Annotated in this window: 20 protein-coding genes and 2 tRNA genes; all 22 read right to left on the bottom strand. The window is 36.4% G+C overall.

Annotated elements, in window-relative coordinates:
- Positions 1-2 precede the first annotated feature (2 nt).
- Positions 3-1,400 carry an anthranilate synthase component I gene (gene trpE, locus ACX5JI_RS25670; RefSeq protein WP_459503797.1) on the bottom strand — a complete coding sequence of 466 codons (1,398 nt, stop codon included), beginning with the start codon at positions 1,398-1,400 and terminating at the stop codon, positions 3-5.
- Positions 1,401-1,618: 218 nt separating this feature from the next.
- Positions 1,619-2,542 (bottom strand): cysteine synthase A, encoded by a 924-nt coding sequence (cysK, locus tag ACX5JI_RS25665; protein ID WP_459503796.1) that lies wholly within the window; start codon positions 2,540-2,542, stop codon positions 1,619-1,621.
- Between the two features lie 118 nt (positions 2,543-2,660).
- On the bottom strand, positions 2,661-3,536 hold the full coding sequence (hslO, locus tag ACX5JI_RS25660; RefSeq protein ID WP_459503795.1) for a redox-regulated molecular chaperone HslO: 876 nt from the start codon (positions 3,534-3,536) through the stop codon (positions 2,661-2,663).
- A gap of 6 nt (positions 3,537-3,542) precedes the next feature.
- Positions 3,543-4,331, bottom strand: coding sequence for a type III pantothenate kinase (locus ACX5JI_RS25655; RefSeq protein ID WP_459503794.1), 789 nt, complete (start codon positions 4,329-4,331; stop codon positions 3,543-3,545).
- Positions 4,332-4,557: 226 nt separating this feature from the next.
- Positions 4,558-6,459: an ATP-dependent zinc metalloprotease FtsH gene (gene ftsH, locus ACX5JI_RS25650; RefSeq protein WP_459503793.1), complete on the bottom strand. Its 1,902-nt coding sequence runs from the start codon at positions 6,457-6,459 to the stop codon at positions 4,558-4,560.
- Between the two features lie 85 nt (positions 6,460-6,544).
- Positions 6,545-7,087 (bottom strand): hypoxanthine phosphoribosyltransferase, encoded by a 543-nt coding sequence (gene hpt, locus ACX5JI_RS25645; protein ID WP_459503792.1) that lies wholly within the window; start codon positions 7,085-7,087, stop codon positions 6,545-6,547.
- Positions 7,084-8,514: a tRNA lysidine(34) synthetase TilS gene (gene tilS, locus ACX5JI_RS25640; RefSeq protein ID WP_459503791.1), complete on the bottom strand. Its 1,431-nt coding sequence runs from the start codon at positions 8,512-8,514 to the stop codon at positions 7,084-7,086. The genes hpt and tilS overlap by 4 nt, the downstream gene beginning before the upstream one ends.
- Before the next feature lie 223 nt (positions 8,515-8,737).
- The gene (spoIIE, locus tag ACX5JI_RS25635; RefSeq protein WP_459503790.1) at positions 8,738-11,209 is read right to left on the bottom strand and encodes a stage II sporulation protein E; all 2,472 of its coding nucleotides are present in this window, start codon (positions 11,207-11,209) and stop codon (positions 8,738-8,740) included.
- A gap of 263 nt (positions 11,210-11,472) precedes the next feature.
- Positions 11,473-11,544: transfer RNA gene (locus ACX5JI_RS25630), tRNA-Glu, on the bottom strand.
- A 13-nt stretch (positions 11,545-11,557) separates the two neighbouring features.
- Positions 11,558-11,631: transfer RNA gene (locus ACX5JI_RS25625), tRNA-Met, on the bottom strand.
- 161 nt (positions 11,632-11,792) lie between these two features.
- Entirely contained in the window at positions 11,793-12,278 is a 486-nt protein-coding gene (locus tag ACX5JI_RS25620; RefSeq protein ID WP_459503789.1) for a S1 domain-containing RNA-binding protein, read from the bottom strand.
- A gap of 87 nt (positions 12,279-12,365) precedes the next feature.
- Positions 12,366-12,725, bottom strand: a complete 360-nt coding sequence (gene divIC / locus ACX5JI_RS25615) for a cell division protein DivIC (RefSeq protein WP_459503788.1) — start codon at positions 12,723-12,725, stop codon at positions 12,366-12,368.
- Complete coding sequence (gene yabQ / locus ACX5JI_RS25610) at positions 12,722-13,375, bottom strand: spore cortex biosynthesis protein YabQ (protein WP_459503787.1); 654 nt, start codon at positions 13,373-13,375, stop codon at positions 12,722-12,724. The genes divIC and yabQ overlap by 4 nt, the downstream gene beginning before the upstream one ends.
- Positions 13,372-13,680, bottom strand: a complete 309-nt coding sequence (gene yabP / locus ACX5JI_RS25605; protein WP_459503786.1) for a sporulation protein YabP — start codon at positions 13,678-13,680, stop codon at positions 13,372-13,374. The genes yabQ and yabP overlap by 4 nt, the downstream gene beginning before the upstream one ends.
- Before the next feature lie 59 nt (positions 13,681-13,739).
- Complete coding sequence (locus tag ACX5JI_RS25600; RefSeq protein ID WP_459503785.1) at positions 13,740-14,015, bottom strand: RNA-binding S4 domain-containing protein; 276 nt, start codon at positions 14,013-14,015, stop codon at positions 13,740-13,742.
- 12 nt (positions 14,016-14,027) lie between these two features.
- A complete protein-coding gene (gene yabN, locus ACX5JI_RS25595) occupies positions 14,028-15,491 on the bottom strand; it encodes a bifunctional methyltransferase/pyrophosphohydrolase YabN (RefSeq protein ID WP_459503784.1) in 1,464 nt (487 codons plus the stop codon).
- A gap of 12 nt (positions 15,492-15,503) precedes the next feature.
- Positions 15,504-17,105, bottom strand: a complete 1,602-nt coding sequence (locus tag ACX5JI_RS25590; protein ID WP_459503783.1) for a putative polysaccharide biosynthesis protein — start codon at positions 17,103-17,105, stop codon at positions 15,504-15,506.
- A gap of 175 nt (positions 17,106-17,280) precedes the next feature.
- Positions 17,281-17,817 (bottom strand): stage V sporulation protein T, encoded by a 537-nt coding sequence (spoVT, locus tag ACX5JI_RS25585; protein ID WP_459503782.1) that lies wholly within the window; start codon positions 17,815-17,817, stop codon positions 17,281-17,283.
- A gap of 135 nt (positions 17,818-17,952) precedes the next feature.
- Positions 17,953-21,483, bottom strand: a complete 3,531-nt coding sequence (gene mfd, locus ACX5JI_RS25580) for a transcription-repair coupling factor (RefSeq protein ID WP_459503781.1) — start codon at positions 21,481-21,483, stop codon at positions 17,953-17,955.
- A 107-nt stretch (positions 21,484-21,590) separates the two neighbouring features.
- Entirely contained in the window at positions 21,591-21,815 is a 225-nt protein-coding gene (locus tag ACX5JI_RS25575) for an anti-sigma-F factor Fin (protein WP_459503780.1), read from the bottom strand.
- A 70-nt stretch (positions 21,816-21,885) separates the two neighbouring features.
- Positions 21,886-22,446 (bottom strand): aminoacyl-tRNA hydrolase, encoded by a 561-nt coding sequence (pth, locus tag ACX5JI_RS25570; protein ID WP_459503779.1) that lies wholly within the window; start codon positions 22,444-22,446, stop codon positions 21,886-21,888.
- A 72-nt stretch (positions 22,447-22,518) separates the two neighbouring features.
- Positions 22,519-23,472: a ribose-phosphate diphosphokinase gene (locus tag ACX5JI_RS25565; protein WP_000107420.1), complete on the bottom strand. Its 954-nt coding sequence runs from the start codon at positions 23,470-23,472 to the stop codon at positions 22,519-22,521.
- Between the last annotated feature and the right edge of the window lie 16 nt (positions 23,473-23,488).

Raw genomic sequence — 23,488 nt, 5'->3', positions numbered from 1 at the left:
TCTCACCTAACCGTTTCTTCGCTGCATTCTTTTGCACGCCATAAAGCGATTGCCTTTTTTAACGACTCTTTATATTCATTTTTTGGATTTGAATCAATTACAATTCCTGCCCCGGCCTGTACATACGCTTGTCCACCTTTTGCCAAAAGCGTTCGAATCACAATATTTAACTCCATATCCCCTGAGTAACCAATCCAACCAATTGAACCTGTATAAATCCCGCGGCGAATCGGTTCTAATTCTTCTATAATTTCCATTGTACGTATTTTAGGTGCTCCAGTAATTGTTCCACCTGGAAAAACCGCTCTCACTAAATCAAAAGCATCCTTATCTTCCCTAACTTCACCACGCACATTAGAAACGATATGCATCACATGCGAATATTTTTCAATCACCATAAATTCATCTACTTCAACAGTTCCATACTTACAAACGCGCCCTAAATCATTCCGTTCTAAATCTACAAGCATCACGTGTTCTGCTCGCTCTTTTTCATTTTCAATTAACTCTTTCTCCAAACTTTCGTCTTCTTGTTCATCTTTCCCCCTGGAACGCGTACCAGCAATTGGACGAGTGCTCACTTCATCCCCTTGCTTCTTAATTAACAATTCAGGTGAACCGCTAACAATTTGAAAGTCTCCAAGCTCTAAATACCCCATATATGGCGATGGATTAATTTCACGAAGACTCGTATAAATTTCAAGTGGATGTGTTTGTAATGTTTTCTCTTGTCTTGTCGACAGATTCACTTGAAATACATCCCCCGATCCAATATATTCTTGAATACGCTGAACGGCCTTCATAAATTCTTCTTCTGTAAAAGCTACTGCTTCATTTTTATTTTCAGGACATTCAAATGGTACTGTAACTTCAGGAACTTCCCTAAGCCAAAGATTCTTCCATTCATTCAAACGATTTTCTGCTTCTTCACGTTCATCTATATAATGTGTAATAATCCATAATGTTTTTTCCTTTTGATCATACACAAACACATCATCAAATAATAAAAAGAATATGTCAGGTATATCCAGATCATCCTTAGCAAGAGATGGAAGCCTCTCAATATAACGGATACAATCATAACTAAAATATCCAATTGCCCCTCCTTGAAATGGAGGATACTCCGGATTATGCTCCGTTTTCCATTGTTCCATATAACGTTGCATCAAATCTAATGGATTCCCTCTTTTTATTGTTTCCTTACCACTTTCACTTATATGTAACGTTTCATTCTTTCCCCGAATCACCGCTACAGGATCAAGCCCTACAATCGTATAACGCCCCCCGCGTCCACTTTCTAATAAAATATGCTGATTCTTATTCTGAGAAAGAAATTTATACTGCCTAAAAAAATCTAACTGATATGGAATAGAAAGCGCTAAAGATTTTCTTCGTTGCATATCAACACCCCGTCTTCTTTTATCCCACTCTCCTAGACTAATCACCTCAAACTACAGATGGTTAGTATGAAAGCATTGTCCTTGAGAGCTAGTGAAAATATTTTAACTTTACTACTTATTTTACATGAAGTTTTCTAGTCATTCACTCTTTTCCTATTTTCAAACAAAAAAAGAAAAAAGCATCCCCATTTCAGGAATGCTTTTTTCTACAGTATTAATTATGATTCAAATTGATAAAGGGGTGTACTTAAATAACGCTCACCGTTACTCGGAATAACAACAAGAATTTTTTTCCCTTTGCCTAATTTTTTCGCAACTTCTGTCGCAGCATAAATAACAGCGCCTGAAGAAATACCAACCAAGATGCCTTCTTCTCGGGCTACTCGTCTCGCATATTCAAATGCCTGTTCTGTCTTCACTTGAATAATTTCATCATATACTTCCACATCCAATGTTTCAGGAACGAATCCAGCCCCAATACCTTGAATCTTATGTGGACCTGGTTTCCCTCCAGATAACACTGGAGAATCTGCAGGTTCTACTGCATAAATTTTAATATCTTTATATGTCTCCTTTAACACTTCACCAGCACCTGTAATTGTTCCCCCGGTGCCGATACCAGCGATAAATGCATCTAATTGATCACCCATTTGCTCAACAATTTCTGGACCTGTCGTCAAACGGTGAATTTCTGGATTCGCCGGGTTTTGGAATTGTTGTGGTATAAAGTAACCATGCTCTTTCGCTAATTCAGTCGCTTTACGGATTGCACCACCCATTCCTTCTGGACCCGGAGTTAATACTAATTCCGCTCCATAAGCACGCAATAGGTTACGACGCTCAATACTCATTGTTTCTGGCATTACTAAGATTGCCTTATATCCCTTTGCAGCTGCCACCATTGCTAAACCAATTCCTGTATTACCACTCGTCGGTTCAATGATTGTATCGCCTTCTTTTATTAATCCTTTTCTTTCAGCAGCTTCGATCATAGATAGCGCAATACGATCTTTCACACTACTTCCAGGATTCATAAACTCTAATTTCAAATAAATGTCTGCGCTGTCTTGTTCTACGATGCGGTTCAACTTAACGATCGGCGTTTTCCCGATTAATTCTGAAACTGATTGTGCCACTCGCATTCCTGTCACTCCTAACACCGAGTATTTTTATTGGTTTTGTCTATATTTTGATTTTGTCAGAAAATTTGCTGTTTGTCAATCCATTTGAACAGTCGATCCCCACGTACAATTACTCTTATTACAAGCTTTCAATTAAATTTGTAATGTCCTCTTTAGAAAACTTATATCGTTCATTACAGAAGTGACAATGTACTTCTGTTTCCTCTTCTTCTTCACGAACTTGTTCTAATTCTTCCTTACCAAGGCTAATTAATACTGTTTCAATACGCTCACGGGAACACGTGCAATTAAATTGAACATCCATTATTTCTAATACTTTCACTTCGTCTTCCCCTAATACCTCAAATAACAACTCTTCTGGCGAAAGACCTTGTTCAATTAACTTGGACACAGGCGGAATTTTTTGTAGGCGTTCCTCAATAAATGAAATTGTCTCTTCTTGCGCACCTGGCATGATTTGTAAAATAAACCCTCCAGCCGCTAAAATGCTATCATCTCCATTTACAAGAACACCCACACCAACAGAAGAAGGTGTTTGCTCAGAAACAGCAAAATAATATGTGAAGTCTTCTCCCAGTTCACCCGAAACAATTGGAGACTGTCCAACAAACGGTTCCCTCATACCGATATCCTTAATTACCGTTACGAATCCTTCTGTACCTACAGCTTGATAGACACGCAATTTCCCTTGCTCTGTTGCTTCAAAATCCACATGCGGGTTTGTTACATATCCACGCACATCTCCATTTGCATGAGCATCCACTAAAATGGGACCAATCGGGCCATTTCCTTCTACTTTAATCGTCAGTTTCTGGTCACCTTTTAACATAGCTCCCATCATTGTACCAGCTGTTAACGAACGCCCAAGTGCCGCTGAAGCAGTTCGCCATGTATCATGACGTCGTTGCGCCTCACTTACTGTATTTGTTGTACGTACACTATACGCGCGAACCTCTCCACCAAACGCTAATGCTTTTACTAAATAATCTTTCATCCTTATTTATTCACCCTTCTCATGTTGTAAATTTGCATTACGTTCATATAACATATGCAAGCCTTTCAATGTTAAAAACGGATCTACAATATCAATTACATTTGATTCTTCTGCAATCAATTTCGCTAATCCACCAGTTGCAATTACTTTCGGCTCTTGTTTAGCTTCTTCTTTCATACGCTTTACAATACCTTCCACTTGTCCAACATATCCATAAAGAATACCCGATTGCATGGCACTTACCGTATTTTTTCCAACAACACTACTTGGTTTTGTAATTTCAATACGAGGGAGCTTTGCCGCTCGGCTATATAAAGCTTCTGCTGAAATCATAATACCCGGTGTAATTACACCTCCCATATAATGCTTATTCTCGTTAATATAACAATATGTAGTAGCTGTTCCAAAATCGACAATAATAAGCGGGCTTCCATATAACTGGATGCCAGCTACAGCATTTACAATTCGATCTGCTCCAACTTCACGTGGATTCTCATATTTAATATTTAAACCTGTTTTTATTCCTGGTCCTACTACAAGAGGTTTGATCTTGAAATACTTCTCACACATACGCTCTAAGGCGAACATAATTGGCGGTACAACCGATGATACAATAATCCCTTTCACATCTTGAAAAGAAAGACCCTCATGCTCAAGTAATTGTTTTACTAACATGCCATATTCATCTTCTGTTTTATGACGATCTGTCTCCATACGCCAATGTTGGCGAAGTTTCCCATCTTCAAATACACCAAGCACCGCATTTGTATTCCCTACATCCAATACAAAAATCATATTCTCACCACTTATCTCATTTAATCTATATTTTTGCAGTATGTACAAAACTGATAATGCCATCATATCATACATACCTATATAACCATTTTTTCTATCTTCATCATTTTACAAAAAGATTGTTCATCATTTCAATTTTTAATGCAAAGAAATTTCAAATTTATATACAAACACACAAATTTCTTAACATAGAAAAAAGGAGTGACTATTGTCACTCCTTCATTTTTTATTTATCTTCTGTATTCTCGTCATCTTTTTTCATTGTGATATTTACTTTCACATCTTCAGATGACTTCTTACGCTCAGGTAAAACTCCATAATCATATAAATGATTAATTTGTTCTGCATCTAACGTTTCCACTTCAAGTAACGTCTTAGCGATAATATCAAGCTTATCACGTTTTTCAGTCAGAATTTGTTTTGCACGAGCATAACATTCTTTTATAATTGTTTGCATTTCCACATCAATGTCATGCGCAATTGCATCACTGTAGTTTTGCTCTGAATGGAAGTCTCTTCCTAAGAACACTTGACCACCTTGTGAGCTACCAAATTGCATTGGTCCTAGTTTGTCACTCATACCAAATTCTGTTACCATGCGTCTTGCAATGCCAGTCGCACGTTGGAAGTCATTATGAGCACCTGTACTTACTTCACCAAATACAATTTCCTCAGCCACTCGGCCACCAAGTAAACCTGTGATTTTATCCAATAACTCTGGTTTTGTCATGAAGTAACGATCTTCTTTCGGAAGCATTACTGCATATCCACCAGCTTGCCCACGAGGGACAATTGTTACTTTATGAACGATATCAGCTTCATCAAGGACAACACCAATTACAGTGTGACCCGCTTCATGGAATGCCACGATATTACGTTCCTTTTCAGAAATAACACGGCTTTTCTTAGCAGGACCTGCAATAACACGATCCGTTGCTTCATCGATATCAGACATATCAATTTTCTTTTTATCTTGACGCGCAGCTACTAATGCAGCTTCGTTCAATAAGTTTTCGAGATCCGCACCAGAGAATCCTGGTGTACGAGTTGCAATTGCTTTTAAGTTAATATCATCATCAAGTGGTTTGTTACGAGCATGTACTTTTAGTACTGCTTCACGTCCGTTTACATCTGGACGATCTACTGTAATTTGACGGTCAAAACGTCCTGGACGTAATAGCGCTGGATCAAGAATGTCAGGACGGTTTGTTGCAGCGATGATAATAATACCTTCGTTTGCACCGAATCCATCCATTTCAACAAGAAGTTGGTTTAACGTTTGTTCACGCTCATCGTGACCACCGCCAAGACCCGCACCACGTTGACGACCTACCGCATCAATTTCGTCAATGAAAATGATACAAGGAGCATTTTTCTTCGCATTTTCAAATAAATCACGTACACGAGAAGCACCGACACCGACGAACATCTCTACGAAATCAGAACCACTGATAGAGAAGAAAGGAACGCCAGCTTCACCTGCAACAGCACGTGCAAGTAATGTCTTACCTGTACCTGGAGGTCCAACTAATAGGACACCTTTTGGGATACGGGCACCAACTTCAGCAAACTTACGAGGATCTTTTAAGAATTCTACGACCTCAACAAGTTCTTGCTTCTCTTCATCAGCTCCAGCTACATCTCTGAAGCGTACTTTTTTCTTTTCATCATTGTATAACTTCGCCTTACTTTTCCCAAAGTTCATAACACGGCTACCACCGCCTTGAGCTTGATTTAGCAAGAAGAAGAATAAAATGAAGATAATCACAAACGGAATGATAGAAGTAAAGAATGTCACCCAAGCGCTTGTTTCTTCAGCTGGTTGATACTTCACTTCAGCACCTTGCGCTTTGTCATTAATTTTCTTTTGTAATTCTTCAGTATTCGGTGCATAGGTAACAAATTGCTCTTCCTGACTGGCATTGCTAAATTGTCCTTTCACCTCAAATACACCATTTTTCGGTTGAAGTTGCACATTACGCACTTCACCCTTTTCAAGTTTAGTAATAAATTTATCGTAGCTCACTGATGTCGTTTTTTGTGTTGAACCATTAAAATAGCTCACGATTCCAATTACTACTAAGAATATCAGTAAATAAAAGATGGTATTACGGAAGATACGATTCATTCCTAACCTCCTCTCACGGCATAAACACTATAGTAAATCGTAACATAGAAAAACTGTCCTATCCAATGATAACGCCTGTATTTAATTAATTTGAGTAAACACTTGGTTTTAATACTCCAACATAAGGAAGATTACGATATTGCTCTTTATAATCCAAGCCATATCCTACAACAAATTCATGAGGAACAGTAAATCCAACGTAATCTGCCTTTAGATCGACTTTACGACCAGTCGGCTTATCTAACAACGTAACAATCTTTACAGATTTCGCTTTACGATATTTGAATAGGTCCACTAAATAACTTAATGTAAGACCGCTATCAATAATATCTTCAACGATTAAAATATCGCGACCTTCTACAGAAGTATCAAGGTCTTTTAAAATTTTTACTTCACCTGTTGAAACGGTAGAATGACCATAGCTAGAAACAGCCATAAAATCCATTTCAAGATATGTATCTGTTCTTTTTAATAAATCTGCCATAAATGGCATTGCACCCTTTAATACACCAATTGCAAGAGGTACTGTATTTCTATAATCCTCTGCAATAACTGCACCTAGCTCGCGTACCTTTTCTTGTATTTGTTCTTCGGAAATTAATACTTTTTCGATATCTTGATTCATCATTTCATGATCCTCCCGGAAGACTCCTTGCTTTTGTAGTGAATAATCATATATTTATCCTTATCTGCTACTCCATGTGAAATAGCAAATCCAGATCGTTTCAACAATGGAATCCAAATAATATTCCCACTTGCATCACAAACAATCGGCCACTCTTCTCTTTTTTCTTTTGGTACTTTTTCCTCAATAAAAATAGCCTTTATCTTCTTTGTACCACTCATACCTTGTATTGACATGCGATCTCCATTTTCTCTTGAGCGAATATGAAGAGGATATGATATATCATTATACTTAGCAACAAATACTGTTTCATTCATGTCGCTTGGTAATTCCTCATTTATTTCTGCTACAAATTCATCCCCATTTGCTAATGTAACTGCGCCCGGTACCGATAAAACTTGTGAAAAAGGAAAAACAATTTCTTGCTTAAATCGAAAACTACATTCTTCATATGTACGAACAACTTTTAGGCCATCAGGAAAATCAAGTGAGCCTGAAGGGTGTGTTCGCTTAAAAAATGCAATAACTTTGTCAATATGTATAGAAGAAAGCGAAGACGGAATCTTGTATTCATAAAGATAGTTTAATATTAGTTGAATCCCTCTCCTTTGTAAAGGCATAGGTATAGATTCAAAAGCAGGAATTGATAAGACAATGTGTTTATCACTTTTTTTTGTAATTACTTTATTCATCTTTTCGCAAGCTAATTCCTGCAAATACGCCTCATCCTCTTGCATAAGCATGCTAAAACTTTGAAATTTCTCATGTACATGCTGATTTTCCTCTTTTAAATAAGGTAGAATATGTTTACGCAATCGATTCCTTGTATATACTTCTTTTTCATTACTCGGATCCATACGTGGTGTAATACCTAACCTATTACAATAAGCATTAATTTCTTCTTTTGTTACCGCTAATAATGGCCTGATTAAATATCCGGTATGGAAAGGACGTTTCACAGCAATTCCCGCGTATCCCTTCGGAGTACTTCCCCGGACGAGGCGCATTAAAATTGTCTCTACTTGATCATCCCCATGATGTCCAAGAGCTACATACGACGCGTCATATTTCTTCATTATTCTTTCCAAAAATGCATACCGGCATTCTCTAGCAGCCACCTGTGCATTCATTCCATATTGCCGTTGATATTGCGATACATTAATTCTTACTGTTTCGCAAACAACCCCGACTTTCTGACAAAGTTTCTCCACGAATTGTAAGTCCTTGTAGGATTCATCCCCTCTAAACATGTGATCTACATGTGCGACTACAATTTCCAATCCCTTTTCTTCCTTTTTCTCTAACAAATAATATAAAAGGGCTAAAGAATCAGGGCCTCCAGAAACTCCTACAACAATTGTCGAATGTTCTTTTAATACATCATGCCGCTTTGTAAACTCATCTACTTTTTCAACAAATGTATCCTTCAACTTTACAATCACCTTTCAATAAACAAAAACAATATCTTATCTTGCTTATAATGGTACAACTTTTACAAACTTTGTGCAAAAAAAAGATGTATAAAATTCATATTTTTATCTTTCCTATCTCCCCTACCTTCATATAGTAACTGAAGCTACTTTACCCTATAAAAAAAGGCCTAGGTATTATTACCCTAGACCTCATAACCAAACCACGAAAACTTACATTTCTCTATTGCGCTTGTTTGCTCACAATCGGAATCGTAGCCCACTTTGGCATATTCTTTTTTACCTTTGCAACAACAATCGTCATATCGTCATTAATATATCCATCACTAGAACGAATGACCTCTTCCATAATAATATCAGCGATTTCTTGTGGATCATCAGTTTGTAGCTCTTTAATTTTTCGTTTCATCCACAATTCATGGTTTTCCACATGCTGTGCTCCTTCAAAAATCCCATCACTCATCATAATTAGGATATCCTCTGTTTTTAATTGTTCACCTACAACGTCTACCTCAACTTCCTCAATGATTCCCATTGGCAAATTGCTAGCCTCTATTTGTAAAACGTCATTCCCACGTTTTACAAAGCTTGGTGTTGAACCAATTTTTAAAAACTTAGCACTTGCATCACGTAAATCTATCATAGCTAAATCGAGCGTCGTAAACATTTCTTCTGTCGTTCTGAGCGAAAGAATTGAATTAATGGACTTAATAGCGATTTCTTCATCAATACCAGATTGCAATATTTTTTGTAACAATTTAACAGTTTCTTTACTTTCCATATGTGCTCTTTTTCCATTTCCCATCCCATCACTAATAGCAAGAGCATACTTTCCGACACTTAAATCCATCATTGCATACGAATCTCCTGATACAAATCCTCCTCCTTTTGCCGCTGTAGCAAGTCCTGTATCAAGAGAAAATGTTTTTGCCGATCCAAAAGATATCATACTATGACCATTTGGATAGGCGGAAGGTTCCTCATGTTTTACCACAATATTTTCTTTTAAAATATCCGAGAGCATTGGAGCAACTAGCTTTTCACATTCACCATGTTGATTAGATGCCGCTGGAATCATCATTTCAATATCAATATTCCCTCTATCTAAACAATAAATATCAACATGTTCCACCTCGACACCAAAGTCACGAAACGCTTGTAAAATTTGTTCTTCCTGCACTTGATGATTTTCTCGTTCCCGCTGAATTTCTTTTGCAAAGTCTTCCATTACTTTTGAAACACCTAATAATTGTTCCGCCACAATTCTACGATTCTCTTTCATTTGTTTTCGTAACTTTTGTCCCTCATAGAAATGACTCAATTCTCCCTCCATTAAATCTGTTACTTTCTTTCCTCTTACACAATGCTTTTCCCATTCACGAACTAACTTACGGTTATGTTGAAACGTTCCTTCTTCAGTTTCAACCATAATTTGTTTCATATAATCATATGTTTTATCAAAATTTACTACCCAGCATTGATCCTTTTTAAAACATGATTGGCACGTTTTTGCTGTAATTGTACTTAAAAACAAATCAGCCTCTGTTTCTTTGTCCTCCTCTTCCACATATCCATATACCGAAAAACTATTAGATAACGCAGAAAATACATTTGCAAACTGATTAATTTTATTTGCTGTAACATCACGCATTCTTCTTAAATATTGTTGCTGGTCATGTGAATGCTCTTGTGTTCCTGGCATAAATTTAGCAAGCCGATCAATTATTACCTTGGGCGTTAATAGAAAGAATCCTATCGCTACTCCCGATTCTATTAAAGTTGTTATAATATTTGTTTGCTTATCCACATATAATGTAATTAAACTTGTACCAATTAACAACCCTAAACTCACTCCAAGACGCTTCCCCTCTTTTAATAACCCTCCAAGTAACCCCGAAAATGCTAATAAGCTAAGTTGTGACAAACTAGCTACATTCGCTAAACTTAAGATTAATCCTGTAACAACCCCTACAGTTGAACCAGTAGCTGCACCTGCAACAAAAGCAAATAATAGTACTAAATATCTAGTGAATATATGTTGAACTGAAGCGTCATAAATAAACCAATCCGTTGTACCCGTCAATACAGACGCAAGCAATATAATTAAACAAACTATTTCTTCCGTTTCTAATGATTGTTGTTTTCCCTTTCTTTCTGTTAATAATGGTACACTTTGCAGAAAAATCATCGTTAAAACAAAACTAACCCCAGCCTCAATGGTACCTACAAGCAAATCATACATAGTAACAGTTTGCTGTGCGAAGTAAACCACAGCGAGATGTGCGGTTAATGCGGAGATAAACACTTGAAATGGTACAAGTCCAACAATTTTACGTGTAAACCGACTAAAGAAGATGTTATAAATAAAGAAAGTAAAAATAGATGCAAAGACAAAAAATAAATTATCTATTGAAACGGAAAGCGCGCCACCCATAAGGGCGAGAAATGCGAGCGGTACTTTATCGCGTTTCATTACATAGACAGCAGCAAAAAATGGTAGTGCAAACGGTAAAATGTTCGTTAATATATATGCTCGTCCTAAAAGAAAACCGATTACAGCAATCACAAAACCCCATCTAAAGAAAACTTGCTCTAATTTCACTTTCAACTTGCTTGTCCATGTTATTGATCTAAGTTGTCCATCATTTATAGCCAGTGTACTTGTGTTTACAGTATTCCTTCCTGCTTTTGGCATATTTTTAACACCACCTGCATAGTTTAATTACTGTCATTATAAAAGATAATTATTGGGATTTTTGTCAAAACAACAGTTCTCATCTACATAATCGTTCGACTTTTTATTCAAAATAAACCTATATATATACAATTTGCTAAGATTAAGTGCCTTTAAAAGATTAAAAATTCAAAAAATAAAAGGTGTTTTTGTAGAAGGCTTGTACTTATTTACAATTTCTTAACAAAAAAAGATCATGCAATATATGCATGATCTTTTTTAGATGACCCGTACGGGATTCGAACCCGTGTTACCGCCGTGAAAGGGCGGTGTCTTAACCACTTGACCAACGGGCCGTTAAAATAAATATAGCGGCGGAGGGGATCGAACCCCCGACCTCACGGGTATGAACCGTACGCTCTAGCCAGCTGAGCTACACCGCCATGTCGTCTTATTTAACGGACAATTAGTATCTTATATCAAATACAATTTAAAGTCAACATGTTTTAAAAAATTTTTTTAACTATAATCATTCACATAAAAAAGTACCCCGAGTAATTTACTCTGGGCACCTCTCTATATGTTTAAGAATAAAACGTTCGTTTTATCCGCGACGAGCGCCACGGCCACCACGTTTAGATTCTGTATTACGCTTTAAAGACGTTAAACGATCTTCACTATCTTTTAAAAAGCGTGCCATCTTTTGCTCAAATGTCTCTTTTTGGTTTCCACCATTATCACGGCCACCACGGTTATCTCTGTTAAAAGAGCGACTACGCTGTGGACGTCCAGAACGTTGTTGATCACCACCACGTTGATATTCACTGCGTGGACGTTCTCCTTCTGGTCTTACACGCTCTTTTGCTTTTTTGATAGATAGACCAATTTTTCCATCTTTTTCAACATTAATGACTTTTACTTCTACTTCATCGCCTACTTTTAAGTGATCATTAATATCCTTCACGTAATTATCAGCAACTTCACTAATATGAACAAGACCCGTTAAGCCTTCTGGCAGCTCCACAAAAGCCCCAAAATTTGTAATACCTGTTACTTTACCTTGTAACTTGCTGCCTACCTCAATTGACATAAAAAAAATGCTCCTCCTTAGTAATTAAAAAGTCAAATTTTACTTTATTATATATAATCCTAAAATATAGTGTCAATAAGACACACCCTACTTAGAAACAGGAAAAATTATCTCCCCTTTTCCAGAGAAGAAATAATCTCTCCTAGCAATCTTTAAAACGTACTCTTCGTCATTCAATTTTTGAACGTCATCTTGCAATTTTTTCTCTTGCTTCGTTAATGAGCCTAGTTCTTTTTTCATTTCTTCAATCTTTACTTCTTTTGCTCTAATGGAACTGTTTTGTTGATAAAATGTTACACTAATACTCGCAATAATTGTAAAAGCAAAAACCAAAAAAACTGCTAATCGGCGATATAATCGCCTCCTATTTTCATTCGTCTGTATTATATGTTCTTTTACAGAATTTGGATTCTCCTCTACAATCATTCTTTGCTTCAGTTCCCTCATCTCCGAGGTCCCCCTAACTTCTTTTTTATACAATCCCAGATTTGAAAAATATACTGCTTCAATTTCTTTGTATGTTCCAGCAATCCTACATGTCTCTTTATAAAAAGTTTAACACGGTTAGGGAGAAGTTTCCATATGAGCAAAGTAACAAATCGAACAGGCCAGAAAAAAAGTTTCCATATCCAAAGTAATATCCCTGCGGAACACTTCCACAACAAACGCCCGATTGAAAGTAGTATACGAAATAAAAATAATATAAAAGCAATAATAAGCTGCGCTATAATAATAACAGGTTTTATCATAAGTAGCTGTACAATTTGAATAAAAAATTGTATCGTTTGCACAAAAATATAAATAAGAAAATTCAATGCTCGCATGTACACTGCTTTCAATAAACTTTGATATGCAGCAAAGCCGCAAAGCAAAGCTACGAAAACATATATACGTAATTCAGCTTCATTTACAATGAGCAATACATAAAAGACAAACAGTGCTTGGACAATCCAAAACAGTATATCATATATAAATACAAGCCAACGCTTACGCTGGGGTCGCTGTAAAAAACGTTGATATGTATCTAACGCTGCTCCAATCCAAGCACCCATTCCAATCATAGAAAGCATTGTATACAGTTGAATCGTTAAACTCATTTAAACAACTTACTAAAGAAGCCTTTAGCTTTCTCCCCTTGATTCTCATCAATGTACAATATCTCATTAATTTTCCCTTTAATGGATACAATTCCTTTATCTACATCTAAATTTTTCATTTGTAAGTTTTGACCGCGAATTGTTAAAAAGCCCATTACAGTTTCTAATAAAAACTCTTCACTATCAAAACTCTCCACTTGCTTTACGCCTGTAATATCTATTACACGTCTACCTCGCATAATAATATCATGTTCTACAGAAACATTCTGTTGATTAGAAGACATAGCTGAGTAGCCCTGATTCACGTCAATCCCCCCATAGCTTTATACTATCTAGTAAATAATGTATGAGGGGATAAAATAATTTAGAACAAGCCTTCTTCCACTTTTACTTTCTCTTCACGAACGACTGAGTACATGTTTGCTGCATCTTCTTTTTTCGTTGTTTCTTTTAATTCATTTACTTTTACAGTTACTATTTTTTGTCCAAAACGAATTGTAAGCTCATCATCTACCTTCACATCAGAACTCGCCTTTGCAGCTTGTCCATTAATTGTAATTCTCCCTTGATCAGCTACTTCTTTTGCCAATGTTCTTCTTTTAATTAGACGCGACACTTTCAAAAACTTATCTAAGCGCATCTCATTTCCCCCCTATTGATTCTCTATCTGTTTCGCTTCTTCCCATAAAACGTCCATTTGTTCTAACGTTAATTCCTGCATTTCCTTATTCATTTCAGCTACTTTCGTTTCCATGTATAGAAATCGGCTCATGAATTTTTCATTTGTCGTATGCAGTGCCTCTTCTGGATTCAGTTTATAGTAACGACCAATATTAACAAAGGCAAATAATAAATCTCCAAATTCACTTAACATTTTTTCTTTATCCATCTTTGCAACTTCTTGCTCGAACTCTTTCAATTCTTCAAAAACTTTCTCCATCATCGGCTGTACATCATCCCAATCAAAACCAACTGTTCCAGCTTTTTTCTGAATTTCATACGCTCGCATTAATTGTGGTAAACTTTTTGGAATTCCAGTTAAAGCTGATTCTCGTACATACCCTTTTTCTTGTTTTTTAATATCTTCCCAGTTTGCAACAACTTCTTCTGCGTTCTCTACATCTATATCTCCAAATACATGTGGATGACGGCGTACCATTTTTTCAGATAGCGTTCGAATGATATCATCAACAGAGAACCAGCCCTCATCTTCTCCAATTTGAGCATGAAGCATAACTTGTAAGAGCACATCACCAAGTTCCTCAATTAAATGATCATCATCTTCTTCATCAATTGCTTCTAGTACTTCATACGCTTCTTCAATTAAATATTTCTTTAAAGATTGATGCGTTTGCTTTTTATCCCACGGACAACCATTTGGTCCACGAAGCTCAGCAATAATTCCTCTAAGCACATCAAATTGTTGATATAAAGAAGAACGCTCAGTGGCAGGTGGCACATACACACTCGTTAAGTTGTTCAATTCTGTTTCATGATCTAACATATACAGCGGAACCTTTTTCACTTGCTCAAAAGATGTCCCTGCGGCTGTTACAATGTATACTTCATACTCATCAGGCAACATTTCCATTAATGTTAATTTCACCTCAGATGCAACAAACGCATCATATACTTGGCAAAAAATTAAATGTTGTCGTAATTCTAATTGACCTCGCTCAAACGAAGTTGCATCAACCAACTGAAATCCTTCAATAGGATCTATCTTCAAACTGGAAAACATCGGATCTAAAAAGCTTTGTCCACCTTCAATTCGTATCTCGACTTGTTTTTCTTTTCCTTTTTGTAAAAGCAATTGAACAGTTCGTTCAGCGACAAGTGGATGACCTGGTACAGCATAGATAATCTCCGTACCCTGCGCTTGTTCTATTAACGTATTCGCAATCGTTTCGTATACAATTTCAAATGTATCGTGCGCCTCATATACATTATCAAAAGCAGTATACTTCACACCTTCTTTTTCTAACTCATCAATAACCGGATGTTCCTTCGTACGAACATACATATGATCTGTTTCTTGAATCTTTCGGTACACACCCATCGTTAGTTGCTCTAACTCACCAGCACCTAATCCTAAAATCGTGATTACTCCACTCACAACCAGTCACCTCTATCCACTCTTCTTCAATGAAGCTTGTATCTTTTCTTGCTTCATAACAGTTCCTAATTCTTTTTTTGTAAAAACATTTAATTTCATAATTAAAAATAGATATACTAATCCACCAATCGCTACGCCTAATAACGCTTCAATTGTAGCCACTCCTCTATATCCTACAGCAATGGCTAGTCCAAATTTTTCATAAATACGCATGAATAGCATTACGATAATAACCATTCCTACTCCACTGACCGTTACACCAAATATGCCTTGTTTATGAATAAGCGGCTCGTCTACAACTCGAATAAGTAAAGCACTATTTAGCAAGGCAATAATTATGAGTGAAATTACCGTTGCGACAGCCGCTCCAGTTACACCCAAATGTGGCATTAACATATAATTGAACGATAATTTTAGACAGCCTCCAAATACAACAAATAACGCTGGTCTGACGGTTTGCCCAAGACCTTGTAGAATAGAAGCTGTTGTAATAGATAAAGAACTAAATAAAATAGAAACGGCTAAAATAGCTAGTACACCTGAGCCTTCACTATTTTCAAACAACATAATATTTGTTGGTTTAATAATACAGGCTAATCCTAATGAGGCCGCAACTCCAATTACAAAAGTTATCTTTATCGCTAACTGCACCTTTTGTTGAATAAACAGATGGTCCCCTCGCTCTTTCGCTGCCGTAATAATTGGGATAAGCGAAAGTGAAAATGAAGTTGTCACAACTGTACCAAGCTGCACGAGAGGAATACTCCTATCGTAAACACCCTTTAATACTTTGGCAACTTCCCCTGGTTCTCCTGCCTGAATAAGCAAAGTATAAAATGAAACTGAATCTGCCATTTGTATAAAAATTAATACTAAATTACTAACACAAACCGCGATCCCTTGCCAAAAAAGGATTCGAATTATCGCTTTCTTATTTCGTATTCTCTTCCATCCTTGCAGAAAAATAGAACGGAAATTGTGTCGCATATAAAACAGAAGTACTATTATACCAATTAATCCGCCTGCGATTGATCCAAACATCGCTCCTGCGCCAACCGTATATAAATCAAATTCGTGTGCCATGAGGAACAGCGATAAAAATACAATAATTGATACGCGAATTGTTTGTTCAATCACTTGTGATATAGCCGTCGGCATCATATTGTTAAACCCTTGAAAGTATCCTCTTGCAACAGATAAAAAGGGCATTAACAAAAATGAAAATGAAATAACCCTTAACAGTTTACCTAAATTTACATCTCCCATAAATGATGCAATCGTATGAGCACCAAAAAATAGCGTAAAGAAACCTACCCAACCAATTCCTAATAAAAACCAAAAAGAAACACAAATAATCTCCTCTGCCTCTTCTTGCTTCCCCCGTTCCAAACGCTCTGCCACTATCTTAGAAATGATAATGGGAAAACCATAAGTAGCTAAAATTAAGCAAAATCCATAAAATGGGTAAATTTGTTGATAAATATAAAAACCAACATCACCTGCTATATTTTGATATGGAATACGGTAAAAAGCGCTTAATACTTTCGTAACAAAACTTGCAATCGTTAATATAATAGCCCCGCGCCAAAAAGCTTGATATTTCTTCGCTTCCATACGAGAAAACTCCTTTTCCTATTCTCATCCCTCGTATTATATCACAAAGAAAAAAACAGGCTTTTTTAACTTTATACAATAAAAAAGGTAGCAAAACGCTACCTTTTAACAAACTACAATCTTGCTTTTCCGAAAAGAATTCCTTTTTTGTAAAAAATATTATAATTAAGAAAGATTACTGCTCCATTTGTTTTGCTAAAAAGCTTGCAGCGGTATTTACCGCTTTATGCTCCACTTCATTTATAACCGCTTCTTTCGAGAAGATAATAACAGCTCCAATCGGATCCCCATTTGCAACAATCGGACCAACTGTATACGAGCTAACCTTTTCAGTTATCCCATCAATAATCGAAATTTCACTTTCATCTGTTATAATAACAGACTTTCGATTTTCCATCGTTTTTTCGATTAAATCACCAACACTTTTATTTAAGTATTCTTTTTTAGATACCCCAGCTACAGCGATAATAGAATCGCGGTCACAAACGAGTACGTTATGTCCTAAACTATCGTATAAAGCATCAGCATATTCTTTTGCAAAATCACCTAATTCACTAATTGGAGAATATTTTTTCAAAATTACTTCTCCATCGCGATCAACAAAAATTTCTAACGGGTCCCCTTCTCGAATACGAAGAGTTCTACGAATTTCTTTCGGAATTACTACCCTACCTAAATCATCAATTCGACGTACGATTCCAGTTGCTTTCATTCTAATGCTGCCTCACTTTCTACTGATGATGAAAGTGGTGAATTTACCTGTTCATGTAAAAATCACCAACTGTTAGACATAGTATTTTACACATTACTTCTTCTATGCACGCCGAATTGTATTTTTTATTTTGTTTTACGCATTTATTACTTCTTTTTTCACGTCAGGCAAGCCTTTTAATAAATTTTCAGCAATTGTTAACCATTTTGATGTCTCTAATCCATTCGTTTTCATAACAATTTTCAAACGAGAACCTTCCATACCAAGACCAATCATGCGACCAAAACTATTACCGAGCATGAATAATTTTCCACCATCAATGTTTTGGCTCGCTTGTTCTGAGAATAAAAATGTCACTTCGAATTTTGTTTGTTTAATTAGGTCAATCTGTTCTTTCATTGCCAACACTTTTATATTCGCAATTTGCAATAGATATCCAACTTCTTGCGGATAATCTCCAAAACGATCAATCATTTCTTCTTGCAACTCTTCAATATCCTCAATTGTAGAAACACCTCTAAATTGTTTGTACATCATAATTTTTTGTTTACTATCTGAAATATACGCATCCGGTAAATATGCGTCCACTTCTAAATCAATTTCAACATCAATTACATTTTCAATCCCTTGTGTTCCTTTACGCTGCTCGATCGCATCTTTTAACATTTGAGAATACAAATCAAATCCGACTGAATCAATAAATCCATGTTGCTCAGCACCTAACAAGTTTCCGGCACCACGAATGGATAAATCTCGCATTGCGATTTTAAATCCAGATCCAAGCTCTGTAAATTCTTTAATGGCCTGTAAACGCTTCTCAGCGACCTCTGATAACACTTTATCACGCTTATACGAAAAGTATGCATAAGCAACCCGGTTTGAACGACCAACACGTCCACGAAGCTGATAAAGCTGTGACAATCCCATGCGATCAGCATCAAATACAATTAATGTATTTACATTCGGAATATCAACGCCTGTTTCAATAATCGTCGTACTTACAAGTACATCATGTTGTCCATCTAAAAATGATAGCATGACGGATTCTAGTTCACTCTCATTCATTTTTCCATGTGCATACGTCACACGCGCTTCTGGCACTAACATAGAAATTTCATCTGCTTTTCTTTCAATATCTTCAACACGATTATATAAGAAATAAATTTGACCGCCTCTTGCAAGCTCTCGCTCTATCGCTTCTCGAATTAACCCTGGATTGTACTCCACCACATACGTTTGTACTGGGAAACGATTTTCTGGTGGCGTCTCAATAACAGATAAATCTCGTACACCGAGCATCGACATATGAAGCGTACGCGGAATTGGCGTTGCCGTTAATGTTAATACGTCAACATTCGCTTTCAATTGCTTAATCTTTTCTTTATGTGTAACACCAAATCGTTGCTCTTCGTCGATAATTAACAAGCCTAAATCTTTATAAGTTACATCTTTAGATAAAATACGATGTGTTCCAATAACGATATCAACTGTTCCATCTTTTAAGCCTTTAATTGTTTCATTTTGTTGCTTTCGCGTGCGGAATCGACTTAACAATCCAATATTAATTGGATAGTCTTGAAAACGCTCCCGAATTGTTTCATAGTGTTGTTGCGCAAGAATCGTTGTCGGTACTAAAATCGCTACTTGCTTTTCATCCATAATCGCTTTAAATGCTGCACGAATCGCAACTTCTGTTTTACCATATCCTACATCACCACATAGAAGTCGATCCATCGGACGCCCACGTTCCATATCTTTCTTAATTTCTTCAATAGAACGCAATTGATCTTCGGTCTCCTGATATGGGAAAGATGATTCAAACTCCTGTTGTTCCGCAGTATCCGGTGTATATGCATAACCTTTTGAGGCTTCACGTTCTGCGTACAATTTAATTAAGTCATCCGCAATATCTTGGACAGACTTTTCTACCTTTGTTTTAACCTTCTTCCAATCATTCCCGCCTAATTTATAAACTTTCGGGTCCTTACCTTCTGACCCTACATATTTTTGTACTTGATCAATCTGTTCAATTGGCACATATAACTTATCATTACCTTGATATTTAATATTTAAGTAATCTTTATGAACACCATTAATTTCTAATGTTTCAATCCCTAAAAATTTACCGATACCATGATTCACGTGAACAACATAGTCGCCGACTTTTAACTCAGAATAACTTTTAATACGCTCTGCATTTGATAATTTTTGTTTGCGTTGTGATTTTCTTACCTTTTTATGAAAAAGCTCTTTTTCTGTAATAACAACTAGCTTCTGCATTGGCATTTCAAATCCCGCATGTAAATCGCCTACAGCGACTTGAAGACGGCCAGGAAGCAATATATCTGTAGATTCAATAATATCTGCTTCAATATCATAATCACTTAAAATATATTGTAATTTTTTCGCACGTTCTTCATCTGTCCCTAGTACGACTGTCGTGAAATCCCCTTCAGTCCATCTATCGATTTCTGTTTTTAAAAGTTGCATCTGTCCATGAAAATCTTGCATTGTTTTACACGTTACATTAACGATATTTTGTGGGTGTGTATGTGCAATATGGCGTAAAAATAATGTTAAATATACAAAACTTCTTTTTTTATGATGTAAAAACTCTTCAAATTGATGCGAAAACACTAAATCCTGAATAATTGCCCCTTCACTTAGAAGTGATGTATACCATTCTGCTTCCTCTGTTTCAAGATGTGATGCCGTTTCTTGAATACGCGAAATTTCATCTAAAATAACTACACCGTTCTCAGGTAAATAGTCTATTAGACTAGCATGTTCTTTATAGAAAATAGATAAATATTTAAACATTTGCTCTATTGGCTGTCCATCTTTTAATATTTCGATCTCACGGCTAACCGTTTCAAGTACTGCTGTCTTGATTTTTTCATCAGAGAGCCTCTGCATCGTCTTCATTAAACCTTTTTCAAGTCGTTCTATACCTACATTTAACTCTTCCCTTGAAAATAGGAACTCTGTTGCAGGACCAAATTTCACGCTTTCCTTTTTATCCTGAGAGCGTTGTTCTTCTACATCGAACGAACGAATAGAATCTACTTCCGTGTCAAAAAATTCGATACGCAATGGTAACTCTTCAGTTAATGGATAAATATCCAATATCCCTCCACGCAAGCTAAACTCTCCAGGAGCCTCTACCATCGACTTACGTTCATAACCAATATGGTGTAATGTATGAAGCAGTGCCTCTAAATCAATCTCTTGCCCTAGACTAATCTCGATTTGCTTTTGCTTCCATAATTCCTTTATTGGTAAAAACCTGCGTAATCCAGCAACAGGGACAACGATAATCCCACTCTCTCCCATAGCTAGGCGATTTAACACTTCAATACGCTGTGCCTTAAGTTCAGGACTCGCAACCCCAATTTCTGACGCAATTAATTCGTTAACTGGATATAGCCATACATCTTGTTCACCAAGCAATGATACTAAATCCTCATACACCTTTTGTGCTTGATACAAATTATGCGTCACAACAAGCTGTGACTGCTTTGTTTTTTTATATACAGCAGCCATTAATAGAGAACGAGAAGAAGTGGCCATACCTGATACAAGTTGCTCTTTCAATCCCTCTTCTAGTCCATTAATAATGGATTGTATTTCTTTATTTTTATAAAATCGCTCTAATAAACCTATCATTTTTAAAACTCCTCTCAACATAAAAGAGCAAGTTAATATATTTTTATGCAAATATTTTGGAAAAAGAAAACAGAAAAATGCTTTGGACACGCCAAAGCGACAACATTTTATTGCAAAAACTTTTCATACTCATAATACTCCGGATAAGATGAGAGCGTTTCTTGGCACGACTCACAGATTGTTTTTATAGATATATTTCCATTTTCATGGAAATGAATCATATCCAATCGCTCTTGCTCTGTTAGTTGAAATAAAACTTTGTTGTATACCTTTTCTGCGGAAATGGAGCCCAACTTCTCCCCACAATGTCTACAGTAATAATGTCCCTCCATACTATCCTCCTAAATTTGCAATTACTTTTAGTATGGATAAAAACATCATAAAATATTCCAGATTAGAACATTAACCGTTAAAAGTATTCATAATTTGAAGAAATGGCTTTTTCAACCATTCTTCACATGCATCCGCCGCCTTGTCGATAGACTGATTTACCTCTGGTAACTCTTCAGCTGTAAAACGCCCTAATACATAGTCCACTACTTTCATACCATTTTTCGGACGATCAATACCCATACGAATCCGCTGAAATTCTTGCGTTCCCAAATGGGAAATTGTCGATTTCACACCATTATGACCACCTGCACTACCTTTCATACGAAGACGCAATTTACCTACTGGAATATCTAAATCATCATACATGACAACAAAATCTTCAACATCAATTTTATAATACTCCATAAGCGGACGAATACTTTCCCCAGATAAATTCATATACGTCAGCGGCTTTAATAAAACTACTTTTTCACCATTAACAAAGCCTGAACCATACATGCCTTTAAATTTTTGTTCATTTAAGGAAATGCCCCATCGTTTCGCCAATTCATCAATACCCATAAATCCGATATTATGCCTTGTTAATTCATATTCTCTACCTGGGTTCCCAAGTCCTACTATTAATTTCATTCTTGCATCACTACTTTCTGTTTACGATACGAAAAGACGTAACCAAATTTGGTTACGTCTCATTCTATCCAATTAATTGAATAATACACTCACAGACTCTTCTTCATAAACACGAATAATTGCTTCTCCAATCAGTGGAGCAACAGAGAGCTCATGTACTTTATCAATTTTCTTCTCTTCCGGTAATACGATAGAGTTTGTTACAACTAACTCTTTAATATTTGAGTTTTGGATACGCTCAATTGCTGGGCCAGATAAAACTGGATGTGTACAGCAAGCATATACTTCAGAAGCACCGTTCTCAACAAGAGCGTTTGCCGCTAATGTAATTGTACCAGCTGTATCAATGATGTCATCAATTAAAATTGCTGTTTTGCCTTCGATATTACCAATAATGTTCATTACCTCTGATACGTTCGGACGAGGACGACGCTTATCAATAATAGCGATTGGCGCTTTTAGACGGTCTGCCATTTTTCTTGCACGTGTTACACCACCGTGGTCAGGAGATACGATTACGATATCTTTAAGGCCTTTTGTCTCAAAGTAATCAGAAAGAATCGGTACACCCATTAAGTGGTCGATTGGGATATCAAAGAATCCTTGAATTTGTGGAGCATGTAAATCTAGAGTGATTACACGAGTTGCACCTGCAGTTTCAAGCAAGTTTGCTACAAGTTTCGATGTAATTGGTTCACGAGAACGCGCTTTACGGTCTTGACGCGCATAACCATAGTAAGGAATAACGATATTAATTGTTTTCGCTGATGCACGTTTTAATGCATCAATCATAATAAGTAATTCCATGATATGTTCGTTTACTGGGAAGCTTGTAGATTGAATAATGAATACATCGCAACCACGGATACTTTCTTCAATGTTAATTTGAACTTCTCCATCACTAAAACGGTCAACAGAACATTTCCCTAACCCTACTCCAATATGCTTTGCAATTTGCTCAGCAAGTTCCTTATTAGAGTTTAAAGAGAATACTTTCAAATTAGAATTTAGATATTGAGTCGACATCTAGATTAACCCTCCA

The organism is Bacillus sp. C1 (assembly GCF_054570475.1).
The sequence above is the reverse complement of the archived record's forward strand: the minus strand, read 5'-3'. Positions and strand labels throughout refer to the sequence as shown.